Raw genomic sequence first — 12,801 nt, forward strand, 5'->3', positions numbered from 1 at the left:
GTGGATCTGCGCCACGACATACATGAGGAACTGGTCGTCCTGCGGCAACGGGCGCCCGAGATCACGGGAGCACTCACCTGCACGATCGACGGCATGCTCGTGACGACGGACCTGGCCGCCGACACCGAGCAGACCGCGGCGCTCACGTCGGCGCTGCTGTCGTTGAGCCGGAAGATGACCGACCTCGCCAGGATCGGGCGGTTGGAGGAGACGCTGATCTCCGGCGCCCAGGGACACACCGCGTGCTACGCCGCGGGCCCCACGCTCGTCCTCACCGTTCTCGCAGGTCAGGGAGCCAATCTCGGCCTGCTCCGGATCGAGGGACGCAGGGCGGCGGACAAGATCGCCGCCATCGTCGAACGCGGATGACAAACCAGAACAGGAGAAGAGACATGGCGAACATGGACGTCTCACTGAAGGAGATGCTCACCATCGACGGCGCGGTCGGCGCTGCGGTGGCCGACTACGGGAGCGGAATGGCGCTGGGCACGCTCGGCGGCTCCAAGGACCTCGACCTCCAGGTGGCCGCCGCGGCCAACACCGAGGTGGTCAAGGCCAAGCTCCGCGCGATCGACGCGCTCAAGCTCAACGACGGGATCGAGGACATCCTCATCACGCTGGGCACGCAGTATCACATCATCCGGCCGCTGACCGGACGCGGCGGCAAGGGCCTGTTCCTCTACCTCGCCCTCGACCGCAACCGGGCCAACCTCGCCATGGCCCGGCACCAGCTCCGCACGATCGAGGACAAGCTCGAAATCTGAACCCCGTCCGATCAGCCCCGTCCGGTCAGCCCCGTCCGGTCAGCTCTGCGATCGCCTCCGCGATGACCGGCCAGAGCGGGCGGGGCAGGTCGTGGCCCATCCCCGGGATGGTCAGCAGCTTCGCGCCGGGGATGGCGTCCGCGGTCGCGGTCCCGCCTTCGAGAGTGACCAGCGGATCGTCCTCACCGTGGATCACCAGCGCGGGCACCGAGAGCCCGCGCAGCCCCTCCGTACGGTCGCCGGAGATCCGGATGGCGGTGAACTGCCGGGCGGTGCCCGCGGGGTCGAACGCCCGGTCGTAGGCCTCCGCGGCCATCCTGGTGACGCGCTCGACGTCCATCTCGTAGCCGGGAGACCCGATGACCCGCGCGGTCGCGACGGCGCGGGCGATCGCCTCGTCGCGGTCCTGCGCGGGGGGCGCCATCAGCACGGTCGCGGCCTCCTCGGTCGCCCGCCCCACGCGGGGCCCGGGTGTGGACATGATCGAGGTCAGCGTACGGACCCGGGCGGGGTGGCGGATGGCGAGGGCCTGGGCGATCATCCCGCCCATCGACGCGCCCACCACGTGGGCGCTCTCCCAGCCCAGCACGTCCATCAGGCCGGCCGTGTCGTCGGCCATGTCGTCCAGCCTGTACGCCGGGGCGGGCGCGAGGCCGTCCGCCGGGGTGAAGTGGGTGGACAGGCCCACGTCCCGGTTGTCGAACCGGACGACCTGGTGGCCGGACTCCACCAGAAACTCGATGAGCCCCTCCGGCCAGCCGATCATCTGTGCTCCGAGCCCCATGATGAGGAGGACCGGACGCCCCCCGGGCTCGCCGAACACCTCGTAGCAGATCTCGATGCCGTTCGCCGTCGCACGCATGCGAGCAGATTTTCATTCGGTTTGCCCTGCCGCAAGCGGCACATGGCCAGATCTGTACGGTTAAGTGGTGTGGTGTCGGAAATGACCCGCCGACGGCGGATACTCGTTCTTCTCATCTGCTGCATGAGCCTGCTGATCGTGTCTCTCGACAACACGATCGTCAACGTCGCCCTGCCGTCGCTCGGACACGACCTGCGCGCGCCGGTCTCCGGCCTCCAGTGGACGGTGGACGCCTACACGCTGACACTCGCGAGCCTGCTGATGCTGGCCGGCTCGACGGCCGACCGGATGGGCCGCCGCCGCACGTTCCAGATCGGCCTGGTGGTCTTCACGGCCGGGTCGCTGCTGTGCAGCCTCGCCCCGAGCCTGGGCTGGCTGGTGGCCGCCCGGATCCTCCAGGCCATAGGCGGATCGATGCTCAACCCGGTGGCCATGTCGATCATCACGAACACGTTCACCGACCGCAGGGAGCGCGCTCAGGCGATCGGCGTGTGGGGCGGCGTGGTCGGCGTCAGCATGGCCCTCGGACCGGTCGTCGGCGGCCTGCTCACCGACACGGTGAACTGGCGGGCCATCTTCTGGATCAACGTGCCCATCGGCCTGCTCGCGCTGTTCCTGACCTGGCGCTTCGTCCCGGAGTCCAAGGCGCCCTCGGCACGCAGGACCGACCCGGTCGGGCAGGTGCTGGTCATCGTCCTGCTCGGCACGCTCACATACGGAATCATCGAGGGACCGGCCGCGGGCGCCGCCGTGAGCGCGGCCTGCTTCGCCGTCGCGGCGGCGGCCCTGGCCGCGCTGGTCGTTTGGGAGCTGCGCAGGCCCCAGCCCCTCATCGACATGCGGTTCTTCCGCAGCGCGCCGTTCTCGGGCGCGGCCGTCATGGCGGTGTCGGGCTTCGGCGGCCTGGGCGCCTTCCTGTTCCTCAACACGCTCTACCTGCAGAGCCACCGCGGGCTGTCCGCCCTCGCCGCGGGGCTGTGCACGCTGCCGGTCGCCTTGATCACGGCGATCGTGGGGCCGCTGTCGGGACGGCTCGTCGGCACCCGCGGCCCCCGTCTGCCGTCCGTCGTCGCGGGCGTGTGCCTGGCCATCGCCGGGGCGCTGATGTCCCAGGTGACGCTCACCACGCCGCTCCCCCTGCTGCTCGGGATCTACGCGGTCTTCGGTGTCGGGTTCGCCATGCTCAACCCTCCGATCACCAACACCGCGGTCTCCGGGATGCCGCTCGCGCAGGCGGGAGTGGCCGCCGCGGTCGCCTCGACCAGCAGGCAGGTCGGCCAGTCCCTCGGCGTGGCCATCGCGGGGTCCGTGGTCTCGGGCGCCGGGGCCGGCGCGGCGTTCGTCCCGGCCGCGCACGCGGCCTACCGCGTCAACGCCCTGTACGGGCTGATCGTGCTGGCGGTCGCCCTCCTGACCACCGGCCGCTGGGCCAGGGCCACCGCCGAGCGTACGGCGGCGCGGCTCGCCGAAAGCCCGCAGGTCACCCTGTCACGGGGGTGAAGCCGGCCGCCGCGAGGACCTTGCGGCCCTCGTTGGACAGGACGAGGTCGACGAACTCCCGGGTCAGGGCGAGGCGCTCGGTCCCGGGGACGGTCGCGATGAGGTAGTCCTCGACCGCGCCGGCCGTCCCGGCGAGATCCACGGCCTCCAGCGCTCCATCCGCCGCTCCCGCCGCTCTGATGTCCGTACGGTAGACCAGCGCCGCGTCCGCCTCGCCGAGCCGCACCTTGGCCAGCGCCTTCGCGCCGTCCCGCTCCCCCCCGTTCTGATCGGGGCCGTTCCGATCGGGGCCGACCGGCGTGACGGTGACTCCGGCCGCGGCGAGTGCCGTGCGGGCGCCCGCCCCGCACGGCGCCGACTCTGCGCACAGGGCCACCCTGACGCCGGGAGCGGTGAGGTCCTTCAGGTTCGTGACGTGGGCCGGGTTGCCCTTCGGCACGGCGATCTGAAGGCTGTCACGCGCGAAGACCCGCGGGCTGGGCGCCCCCGACTCGCGCATGGCCGCCGTGCCGGCCGCGGCGAACAGGTCGGTCGGCGCGCCCCGGACGATCCGCCGCGCCAGCGCGCCGCTGCCGCCGAAGTCGAACCGGACGGCGACGCCGGGGTGGGCGGCCTCGAACGTCTTGCCGAGCGAGCCGAACGTCCCGGTGAGCGAGGCGTCGGCGAACACGGTGAGCGTCTGCGTTCCGCCGCCCCCGCAGCCGATCGCCGCGAGCAGCACCAACGCGAGCGCCACGCAGGCCGGCGGTGTGACATGGTTCACCTTGGGATATATGCCCCAAGAAGGCGTTTAGAGGTCATCTCTGGCGAAAGACTCTCTATTGGACATAAACCGACTGAGCGAGGAGAGACACCTTGAGCGTCAACCCTTCCTCCAGAATGCGTGAGAGCAGCCAGCCCTGGCTCCACCAGAGGGGCACCGAGATACAGGCGTTCGGGACGGTACGGGACTTCCCGGTCGGACTGCCGCGGGACACCCGCGAATACTCCTGTCAGCGGCTCAACCAGATCCTGGCCGACACGCAGATTCTCTACAACCTGTACAAGAAGCACCACTGGCTCATGCGGGGGCCGACCTTCTACCAGCTTCACCTGCTGCTCGACAAGCATGCGAGCGAGCAGCTGCCGATCATCGACGACATCGCCGAACGCATCCAGACCCTCGGCGGCGTCGCGGTCGGCGATCCGCGCCAGGTGGCGGAGATGACCGTGATCCCGCGTCCGCCGGACGGCGTGGAGGAGGTGCCCGCCATGCTCTCCCGGCTCCTGGAGGCGCACGAGATGATCCTGGTCGCGGCGCACGACGCCGCCTCCCGGGCGGACGAGATGGGCGACGACGGCACCAACGACGTGCTCGTCTCCGAGGTCATCCGCACAGGGGAGCTGCAGGCGTGGTTCCTCGCCGAGCACCTCGTGGACACGCCGCTGGTCCGCACCTGACCCGCGTTCACCGCCCGGGCGTCACCCCGTGATGCTCGGGCGGCCGTTTTCGATGTGTCCCATCAGCCGCCTGGCGAAGCCGTCGTGCCCCGCCACGCCGATCATCAGGTCGTACCACCCGGTGGGTGCGTGCCAGTCGACGCGGGCGGTGTCTCCCGGCGCGATCCGGACCGTGCGCGCCGCGCCTCCGTACGCCAGCGGGGTGACCGACACCTCGACGGGGAAGGCGCCCGGGTCGGTGCCCGGGTTGGTGTCCAGGTTGGTCACGGCGATCACGAGGGCGCGGGCGGCGGCGTCGATCGTGCCGGTCACCTCCACCGGGTCGGCCGTCCCGCCGCGGAACTCCCGGCGGAACCCGTTCGGCCCGACGAGCACCAGGTCGTACGACGGGCACGGGAAGTAGACCACCTCCTCCGCCGCACCGAGCACGTCGAAGTGCATCGGCTTGGCGACTTCGCCGAGGTGGCCGTACAGGATGAAGTGGGCGGAGGCCGCGCCGGAGTTGCGCATCGCGATCTCGACGGATCGCCCGCGCACCACCGCCTCGGCGTCCGGCTGGTAGGGCAGGGCGCGGGCGGGCTTGACCCCCGGTTCCTGGACCGGCATCCGCTGCTCGGCCGGCACCTGGGGATACCACCGATCCCCCGCCGGAGACGGCCGGGGGCCGGCGGCGGTCTCCACGGGAGGCGGGGCGGTGGGCATGGCGGTGGGTGTGGTGAAGTCGAACGCAGAGGTGAGGTCGCCCGCCACCCGGCGGCGCCACTCCCCGATGGGCGCCGTGATCCCGAAGCGGCGCTCCAGGAACCGTACGGTCGAGGTGTGATCGAACGTCTCCGAGCAGACGTTGCCGCCCACACTCCACGGCGACACGACGATCATGGGCACGCGGACGCCGAGGCCCATCGGACGCCCGCCGACGAACTCCTCCGGGGTGCCGTCGGGCGGCACCGGCGGCGGCACGTGATCGAAGAATCCATCGTTCTCGTCATAGGTGACGAACAGGGCGGTACGCGCCCAGACCTCGGGGTGGGACCCCAGCGCGTCGAGCAGCTGGTGGACCACCCGTCCGCCCTCCACGGCCGACGACCCCTCGGGGTGCTCGGAGTCGGCGAGCGAGGGCACGACGTACGACACCTCGGGCAGGCGCCCGGCGGCCACGTCGGCGGCGAACCACTCCCCCAGGCCACCCGTGGGAGCACGGCGCAGCGCCCGGTCGTAGAGGTCCCGGTCGGCCGGGTCCAGTGCGGCCACCCGCTCCGCCAGCTCCGCGAGCAACGGCGCGGGGTCATCCGCCGCCCGGACCTTCCCGTAGAACGAGCGCATGCTGCCCAGCCCGATCCGGTCCATCACCGCCGCGAACGGCCGGAAGAACTCCAGGTTGTTGCACTCGTAGTTGTCCCACTCCTGGTACACCTGCCAGGTGTGCCCGGCGCGCGTCAGCAGCTCGGGCACGGTGACCCAGTCGTAGCCCGGATGCCCCTCCGCCCCCTCGGACGCGACGTTGTCCAGCGCGCGCTGCCGGGTGCCCGGCTCGTAGCCCGTGTAACCGGACACGTGGTAGTTGCGGTTGGGGGTCGTCGAGGTCAGCAACGAACAGTGGTAGGCGTCGCAGATCGTGAACGTGTCGGCCAGCTCGTAGTGGAAGGGCAGGTCGCGCCGGTCGTAGTAGGCCATCGAGCCGGGCCCCTTGCCGGGCACCCAGGCGTCGTTCCAGCCCATGGCCCAGGCGTTCTGGGTGCCGAGCCAGGTGTGGTCGTGCGTGTCGAGCAGCATCGGGTCCGCCCCCGCCCGCTCGGCCGCCTCCCGTACGGAGAAGGGCAGCACGCCGTCCTGCTCGAAGATCGGCCGCCAGGCCCGGGTGGACACCGCGTTGCGGTCACCGAACCCCCGCACCCCGCGCATCCGGCCGAAGTAGTGGTCGAACGAGCGGTTCTCCAGCATCACGAAGACGACGTGCTCGACGTCGGCCAGGCTCCCCGGCGGGACCGGCCGGGCCAGCGCCCGGAGCAGGGAAGGCGGCAGCGAGGATCCGGCCGGCATGGACGCCCCTTCAGGAGGAATCAGACGAAACGCCCACAACCTAACAAGGCCTCCGCTGGTTGCGCACAGCCGGCGCCTCGATGCGGCCCGCAGGCGGCCGGGGCCGCCCGCCTGTCGTGAAGGGCCTCGTCTGGGTAGGACCTACGGGGTGGAGACCCTGACGGTCGCGGTGGACGCGCAGGCGAGCCCGGAGCGGGTCTTCGCCGTACTGACCGACTGGCCCCGGCAGCAGGAGTGGATGCTGCTGACCCGCGCCTGGGTGGTGGCCGGTGACGGGCACAGCAGGGGCAGCAGGCTCGCGGCGGCCACCGGGGTCGGCCCGCTGTCGTTCGTGGACACGATGGACGTCACCGGCTGGCGTCCGCCACACGAGGTGGAGGTCCGCCACACCGGCCGTGTCGTACGCGGCGTCGGGCGATTCCACGTGCTGCCCCGTCCGGACGGCGGGAGCAGGATCGTCTGGGAGGAGAACCTCCACGTGCCCCTCGGCCTGGCCGGGCGGATCGGCTGGCGGGTCGCCGGCCCGGTGAGCGCGGTCTTCCTGCGGGTGTCCCTGCGCCGCCTCGCCGCCCTCGCCCTGCGTGCCTAACCGAGCGCCATGTCGAAGAACCGGCGCTCCAGGGTGGTCGCCCGCCGGAAGACGTCGAGCACCCGGGCCCGACCGTCCTCGTCGAGGCCGGGGCCGAGCCGGTCGAGCTCGCCGCGCAGGAAGCCCACCCACGCCTCGAACTCCGGCCCGCTGTGCAGTTCGATCCACTCCCGGTGGACGAAACCCTGAGGCGGCTCGGTGGTCCGCGAGGCCCAGCCGAGGTAGGTCCATTCGGCCACGCACAGCACCGCCAGGATCAGCGGATAGTCCTGGCTGAGGCGCACCTCGTCCATCAGGGCCCGGAACTCGCCCGTCACCGGCTGTGCGGGCGGGGCCGGCTCGCCGCCGAGCTCGGCGAGCGCGCGGTGGAAGTAGCTGTGCTCGGTGTCGGCGACGGTCTGCCCCAGGAAGCGGCCCACGGCCACCCGCGCCTCCAAGGTGTCGGCCGCGGCGACCGCGGCGCCGAGCAGCGCCGTGAAGGCGTCCACGAACTGGAAGTCCTGCTCCAGGTAGCGGCGCATGTCGGCGGTGCCGCTCCCGATCGCCTCCGCGAAGGGGTGTGTGACCACCGACGCCCAGTCGGGCTCGCTCCGCGACCGCAGCCATTCACTGAACGGCGTCCTCGATTCCTCGGTCATCCGGCATCTCTCCCCGTGTCCCGGCGTGAACGTTTCACGATGATCTCAAAGCGCCGCCGTCCGTCTCCACCTGCCCCAGCCGGGGCGGCCGACGGGGCGGGCGGAAACCCGCGCGGGCGAACCGTTGACCGGTGCCGAACACGTCCGTACTTTGATGCGTGTTGTTCCTCCTCATGAATGCTGTTCGCATTCATGAACGCCTCTCTGTGGGACCAGGAGTTCGCCCCCTCGGTCAGGGGTCCTGCACAACCTGCAAGGAGCTCGGCTTTGACAACCAGAACAAGAACCAGAACCGGAGTCGGGGTGATCGGCACCCTTGCCGGGGTCGCCGCCCTGGTCGGCGGCGTCTTCGCCGGCGTCTCCAACGCGGCCCCGAGCTCGGGCGCCTACCGGATCGTGAACGGCGCCAGCGGCCTGTGCCTCACCGTTCCCGGCGGCAGCACCTCCGACGGCGTGCAACTCACGGTTTCCAGCTGCAACGGCGCGAGCAACCAGACCTGGAACCTGTCGGCCCAGGGCAGCGGCTTCCGCCTGGCCGCGGGCAACAGCGGCAAGTGCGCCGGCGTGAAGGACGCCTCCACCTCCGCCGGCAAGGCCGTCCAGCAGGAGCCCTGCACCGGCGCCTCCTCCCAGACCTGGGAGCCGACCGCCTCAGGCTCGAACTACCGCCTCGTCAACGCCAACAGCGACAAGTGCCTCAACACCACGGACAACTCCACCTCCTCCGGCGCGCTCGCGCAGCAGAACTCCTGCGACTCGGTGTCCACCAAGCAATGGTCGCTCCAGCCCGCCGGATCCCAGCCGTCCTCCACCCCCACCGTCACACCGACGAGGAGCCCGTCGCCCACGCCGTCGCCCACGCCCAGCACCACGCCCACGGGCGGCCCGACCACCCCGCCCACCACCGGGCTGATCGGCTGGGCGACCCAGGGCGGCGGCACCACAGGCGGCGCGGGCGGCGGCACGACGACGGTCACCTCCCTGACCGCGCTCACCACCGCCGTGAAGGGCGACGCCGCGAAGGTCGTCCAGGTGAACGGCACCTTCAGCTGCTCGGAGGACGTGCGGGTGGGCAGCAACACCACCATCGTCGGCGTCGGCGCGAACTCCGGACTGACCGGCTGCGGCCTGAACATCCGTGACGTCGGCAACGTCATCGTGCGCAACATGAAGATCTCGAAGGTCCGGGCCGGGAACGGCAACGGCGACGCGATCCACCTCGACAACGCCAAGCGCGTGTGGCTCGACCACAACGACCTGTCGAGCGACACCGGCCACGGCACCGACTACTACGACGGACTGCTGGACATCACGCACGGCTCCGACTACGTCACCGTCTCCTGGAGCATGCTGCACGACCACGTCAAGTGCTCGCTCGTGGGCCACAGCGACAACAACAGCTCCGAGGACACCGGACATCTACGCGTGACGTACCACCACAACGCGTTCCAGACCTGCGCCCAGCGCAACCCGCGGGTGCGCTTCGGCAATCCGGTGCACGTGTTCAACAACTACTACTACAAGGACCCGTCCTTCACCGACTACAGCTACGGCATCGCCTCCACCTGCGGCGCGGGGGTTCTCGTCGAGGGCAACTACTTCGAGAACATCGCCGAGCCCACCCACACCGCCGAAGGCTCCTCGCCGGGCGGGTCGATCGTCGCCCGCAACAACTACTTCGTGAACTCGGGCACGCCGCAGACCTCCGGCAGCGTCGCCTCCATCCCGTACTCGTACACGGTGGACAACCCAAGCGGCGTCAAGGCGAACGTCCTCGCCAACGCCGGCACCGGCAAGATCTGAGTCCAGGAGAAGCCCCAGAGGCCGCGGCACCCCCGCCGCGGCCTCCGTTCGCCTGTCAGTCCACCAGACCGAGGTACGCGAACAGATTGTCCTCGATCAGGGCCACCAACTGCGGTGGAAGTTGCCCCAGGTAGTCGCCGAGTTCTTCCTTGAGAAAGGGCTGCGCGCAGACAGTGCGCACCCAGCATTTGCTGGGCAGATTGGCCGTCCCCTGCGCGAGCTTGACGCAATACTCCGTTTTGAGCGTCGTTGCGGTCGACAAGGGCGCGACGTAGAGCAGATCCCAGTCCAGCTGCTGATTCTTCGCATCGCCGCTCAGGACGACGACCGGTCGCCGGGGGTGAAGATTGCGCTGGTCGTTGGGCGGCATCGTCAGCGATCGGTCGGAGACGTAGTAGACGCCGCCCTTGCGAATGAACGCTTTCACCGATCGTCCAAGGCTTTCGCGTTAGCGCGCCGCAGAGCCTCTCTCGCCTGCAGAAACTCCTGCTTGAGGATCGCACCGACACCGTCGTCGTCGCGCTCGGGAGGCACGGACGCACGCCTCGCCTTCGCTCGCGTGAGCAGCGCCGCGGCCTGCCTGCGCCGCCGTGCCCGGCTGAGGTCGAGCAAAACGCCGGACTCTCCGCCCGCCTGCGCCTCGACCATGGGGACGGTGCCGTCCACCATGCTCCGAAGAACGACTGTGTCCTTTCCGCCATGCAGAGCCACGACAGTACGGACGAAGTTCATGGCCTCTGGGTCGAGAGGATCGTCCACATCCATGGTCAAGGACAGAACTCCCACCTCCGCGTCGGACGACTCGTCGTCGCCGCGCTCCGCGAGTTCGCTGTCCACCACATAGTCCTGGGCCCGCGTGAGGGCGGGGTCGTAGGGGCCGCGGCGCCCGAGGCGCCACGTGGCCCCTGTGATCGGCGGGTGTCCCGCCTCGACGGCGGCGACGTCGGTGAGATAAAGGAGCCCCACCAGGTGGGTCTCGGTCACTGACAGGCTCAGCTCCCGCGCCGCCACGAGTATGGACAGCACGGACCCTGCCAGAGGATTTGGCGTATCGACGGGCATGCTGATGACCGCTCCTCCCCGGATCAGCCGCATGCTCACCGTACCCCTCCCGGTCCGTCCGCCACCGCACACAACCACAGCGGAGACATTACTTACCGTCACATTGTCACGTCAATGAGTAACGACCGTTCAGCCGTCGAGGGCGGCGCGTTCGGCGTCGGTGAGCAGGCGGGAACGGATCAGGAAGCGCACGCCCTCGGGCGCCTCCAGGGAGAAGCCGCTGCCCCGGCCGGGGACGACGTCCACGGTCAGATGCGTGTGCCGCCAGCGCTCGAACTGGCTCGCCGACATCCAGAACGTGACCGGCTCGTCGACGCCCTCGACGGTCAGCGAGGCGAGCAGCACGTCCGAGGAGCCGGTGCGGAACTCGCCCTCCGGGTAGCACATCGGGGCGCTGCCGTCGCAGCAGCCGCCGGACTGGTGGAACATCAGCGGGCCGTGGGCCGCCCGCAGCCGCCGGATGAGGCCGGCGGCCGCGGGGGTGAGGTCCACGCGGGACATCTCGGGCATCAGAAGAAGCCGAGCTTCGAGGGCGAGTAGCTGACCAGCAGGTTCTTGGTCTGCTGGTAGTGGTCGAGCATCATCTTGTGCGTCTCCCTGCCGATGCCCGACTGCTTGTAGCCGCCGAAGGCGGCGTGGGCGGGATAGGCGTGGTAGCAGTTCGTCCAGACCCGCCCGGCCTGGATGGCGCGGCCGGCCCGGTACGCCTTGTTGACGTCCCTGGTCCACACGCCCGCCCCGAGGCCGTACAACGTGTCGTTGGCGATCTTTATGGCGTCGTCGAAGTCGGTGAACGAGGTCACCGAGACGACCGGCCCGAAGATCTCCTCCTGGAACACCCGCATGTCGTTGGCGCCCTCGAAGATCGTCGGCTCGACGTAGTAGCCGCCCGACAGCTCGCCGCCGAGGTCGGCGCGGTGCCCGCCGGTGAGCACCGTGGCGCCCTCCTGCCGGCCGATGTCGAGGTAGGAAAGGATCTTCTCCAGCTGGTCGTTGGACGCCTGGGCGCCGACCATGGTGGCCAGGTCGAGCGGGTGACCACGGACGATCTTCTCCGTACGCTCGACCGCGGCCTCCAGGAAGCGCCGGTAGTGGCCCTGCTGGATGAGCCCCCGGGAGGGGCAGGTGCACACCTCTCCCTGGTTGAGCGCGAACATCGTGAAGCCCTCCAGCGCCTTGTCGAAGAACTCGTCGTCGGCGGAGGACACGTCGTCGAAGAAGATGTTGGGGCTCTTGCCGCCCAGCTCCAGCGTGACCGGCTTGATGTTCTCGCTGGCGTACTGCATGATCAGCCGCCCGGTGGTGGTCTCCCCGGTGAACGCCACCTTCGCGACCCGCGCGCTGGAGGCCAGCGGCTTGCCCGCCTCGACGCCGAACCCGTTGACGATGTTGAGGACGCCCGGTGGGAGAAGGTCGGCGACCAGGCTCATCCAGTAGTGGATCGACGCCGGGGTCTGCTCGGCCGGCTTGAGGACCACGGCGTTGCCGGCGGCCAGCGCCGGCGCGAGCTTCCAGGTGGCCATCAGGATCGGGAAGTTCCACGGGATGATCTGCGCGACGACGCCGAGCGGCTCGTGGAAGTGGTAGGCGACGGTGTCGGCGTCGATCTCCGACAGGCTGCCCTCCTGGGCCCTGATCGCCCCCGCGAAGTAGCGGAAGTGGTCGATGGCCAGCGGGATGTCGGCGGCCAGCGTCTCCCGGATCGGCTTGCCGTTCTCCCAGGTCTCCGCGACGGCGAGCCGCTCCAGGTTCTGCTCCATGCGGTCGGCGATCCGGTTGAGGATGTTCGCCCGCTCGGCCGCGGACGTACGCCCCCAGGCGGGCGCGGCGCCGTGCGCGGCGTCCAGCGCGCGCTCGACGTCCTCGGCCGTGCCGCGCGCGACCTCGGTGAAGGTCTGACCGGTCACCGGCGTGGGATTCTCGAAGTACCGCCCCCGCTGCGGCGGGACGTACTCGCCGCCGATCCAGTGGTCGTAACGCTGCTCGTACGCCATGACGGCGTCCGGCTGTCCCGGCGCGGCGTAACGGGTCATGAGATGGACCTCCCGGACAGGGTGTGGGTCTGACGCCCCGGACGTTAGCCGCGGGCACGTTGCCAACACG

General features: G+C 70.2%; 14 protein-coding genes. 6 read left to right on the top strand and 8 right to left on the bottom strand.

Annotated features, from left to right (window positions below; genetic code table 11):
- Both FLX07_RS24825 and FLX07_RS24830 read left to right on the top strand, forming a co-directional pair.
- Complete coding sequence (locus FLX07_RS24825; protein WP_142573898.1) at positions 1-369, top strand: roadblock/LC7 domain-containing protein; 369 nt, start codon at positions 1-3, stop codon at positions 367-369.
- 23 nt (positions 370-392) lie between these two features.
- Positions 393-764 (top strand): hypothetical protein, encoded by a 372-nt coding sequence (locus FLX07_RS24830; RefSeq protein WP_142573901.1) that lies wholly within the window; start codon positions 393-395, stop codon positions 762-764.
- A gap of 25 nt (positions 765-789) precedes the next feature.
- Here the strand turns inward: FLX07_RS24830 and FLX07_RS24835 are convergent, their stop codons facing one another.
- On the bottom strand, positions 790-1,626 hold the full coding sequence (locus FLX07_RS24835; RefSeq protein WP_142573903.1) for an alpha/beta fold hydrolase: 837 nt from the start codon (positions 1,624-1,626) through the stop codon (positions 790-792).
- 81 nt (positions 1,627-1,707) lie between these two features.
- Between FLX07_RS24835 and FLX07_RS24840 the strand changes: the two genes are divergently transcribed.
- Positions 1,708-3,126, top strand: a complete 1,419-nt coding sequence (locus FLX07_RS24840; RefSeq protein WP_208762369.1) for an MFS transporter — start codon at positions 1,708-1,710, stop codon at positions 3,124-3,126.
- On the opposite strand, the gene modA is transcribed toward FLX07_RS24840, so the two are convergent.
- Positions 3,107-3,889 carry a molybdate ABC transporter substrate-binding protein gene (modA, locus tag FLX07_RS24845; protein WP_142573905.1) on the bottom strand — a complete coding sequence of 261 codons (783 nt, stop codon included), beginning with the start codon at positions 3,887-3,889 and terminating at the stop codon, positions 3,107-3,109. The two genes, FLX07_RS24840 and modA, sit on opposite strands and share 20 nt — an antisense overlap.
- A 116-nt stretch (positions 3,890-4,005) precedes the next feature.
- Between modA and FLX07_RS24850 the strand changes: the two genes are divergently transcribed.
- A complete protein-coding gene (locus FLX07_RS24850) occupies positions 4,006-4,566 on the top strand; it encodes a Dps family protein (protein ID WP_142574037.1) in 561 nt (186 codons plus the stop codon).
- 21 nt (positions 4,567-4,587) lie between these two features.
- Here FLX07_RS24850 and FLX07_RS24855 read toward each other — a convergent pair whose 3' ends face one another.
- Positions 4,588-6,606, bottom strand: coding sequence for a phosphocholine-specific phospholipase C (locus FLX07_RS24855; RefSeq protein ID WP_142573907.1), 2,019 nt, complete (start codon positions 6,604-6,606; stop codon positions 4,588-4,590).
- Positions 6,607-6,754: 148 nt separating this feature from the next.
- On the opposite strand from FLX07_RS24855, the gene FLX07_RS24860 reads away from it, so the two are divergent.
- Positions 6,755-7,195: an SRPBCC family protein gene (locus tag FLX07_RS24860; protein ID WP_229689711.1), complete on the top strand. Its 441-nt coding sequence runs from the start codon at positions 6,755-6,757 to the stop codon at positions 7,193-7,195.
- Here FLX07_RS24860 and FLX07_RS24865 read toward each other — a convergent pair.
- Positions 7,192-7,833, bottom strand: a complete 642-nt coding sequence (locus tag FLX07_RS24865; protein WP_142573911.1) for a TenA family protein — start codon at positions 7,831-7,833, stop codon at positions 7,192-7,194. The two genes, FLX07_RS24860 and FLX07_RS24865, sit on opposite strands and share 4 nt — an antisense overlap.
- Before the next feature lie 267 nt (positions 7,834-8,100).
- On the opposite strand from FLX07_RS24865, the gene FLX07_RS24870 reads away from it, so the two are divergent.
- Complete coding sequence (locus FLX07_RS24870; protein ID WP_223853870.1) at positions 8,101-9,636, top strand: pectate lyase family protein; 1,536 nt, start codon at positions 8,101-8,103, stop codon at positions 9,634-9,636.
- A 55-nt stretch (positions 9,637-9,691) separates the two neighbouring features.
- Here the strand turns inward: FLX07_RS24870 and FLX07_RS24875 are convergent, their stop codons facing one another.
- The 4 genes from FLX07_RS24875 to adh all read right to left on the bottom strand — a co-directional run bounded on the left by FLX07_RS24875 (position 9,692) and on the right by adh (position 12,731).
- Positions 9,692-10,063 (bottom strand): type II toxin-antitoxin system PemK/MazF family toxin, encoded by a 372-nt coding sequence (locus FLX07_RS24875; RefSeq protein ID WP_142573915.1) that lies wholly within the window; start codon positions 10,061-10,063, stop codon positions 9,692-9,694.
- Entirely contained in the window at positions 10,060-10,737 is a 678-nt protein-coding gene (locus tag FLX07_RS24880) for a hypothetical protein (protein WP_142573917.1), read from the bottom strand. Before FLX07_RS24880 ends, FLX07_RS24875 begins: the two co-directional genes overlap by 4 nt.
- 90 nt (positions 10,738-10,827) lie before the next feature.
- A complete protein-coding gene (locus tag FLX07_RS24885; protein ID WP_142574040.1) occupies positions 10,828-11,199 on the bottom strand; it encodes a DUF779 domain-containing protein in 372 nt (123 codons plus the stop codon).
- Positions 11,200-11,207: 8 nt separating this feature from the next.
- Positions 11,208-12,731 carry an aldehyde dehydrogenase gene (gene adh, locus FLX07_RS24890; RefSeq protein WP_142573919.1) on the bottom strand — a complete coding sequence of 508 codons (1,524 nt, stop codon included), beginning with the start codon at positions 12,729-12,731 and terminating at the stop codon, positions 11,208-11,210.
- Between the last annotated feature and the right edge of the window lie 70 nt (positions 12,732-12,801).

This window comes from Microbispora bryophytorum, assembly GCF_006874465.1.
Lineage (GTDB): Bacteria > Actinomycetota > Actinomycetes > Streptosporangiales > Streptosporangiaceae > Microbispora > Microbispora bryophytorum.

Bases quoted from the DNA above. Each gene is read 5' to 3' on its own strand.
- FLX07_RS24830 (WP_142573901.1), top strand. From the start codon at position 393: ATGGCGAACATGGACGTCTCACTGAAGGAGATGCTCACCATCGACGGC.
- FLX07_RS24835 (WP_142573903.1), bottom strand. From the start codon at position 1,626: ATGCGTGCGACGGCGAACGGCATCGAGATCTGCTACGAGGTGTTCGGC.
- FLX07_RS24840 (WP_208762369.1), top strand. From the start codon at position 1,708: ATGACCCGCCGACGGCGGATACTCGTTCTTCTCATCTGCTGCATGAGC.
- FLX07_RS24850 (WP_142574037.1), top strand. From the start codon at position 4,006: ATGCGTGAGAGCAGCCAGCCCTGGCTCCACCAGAGGGGCACCGAGATA.
- FLX07_RS24855 (WP_142573907.1), bottom strand. From the start codon at position 6,606: ATGCCGGCCGGATCCTCGCTGCCGCCTTCCCTGCTCCGGGCGCTGGCC.
- FLX07_RS24865 (WP_142573911.1), bottom strand. From the start codon at position 7,833: ATGACCGAGGAATCGAGGACGCCGTTCAGTGAATGGCTGCGGTCGCGG.
- FLX07_RS24885 (WP_142574040.1), bottom strand. From the start codon at position 11,199: ATGTCCCGCGTGGACCTCACCCCCGCGGCCGCCGGCCTCATCCGGCGG.
- adh (WP_142573919.1), bottom strand. From the start codon at position 12,731: ATGACCCGTTACGCCGCGCCGGGACAGCCGGACGCCGTCATGGCGTAC.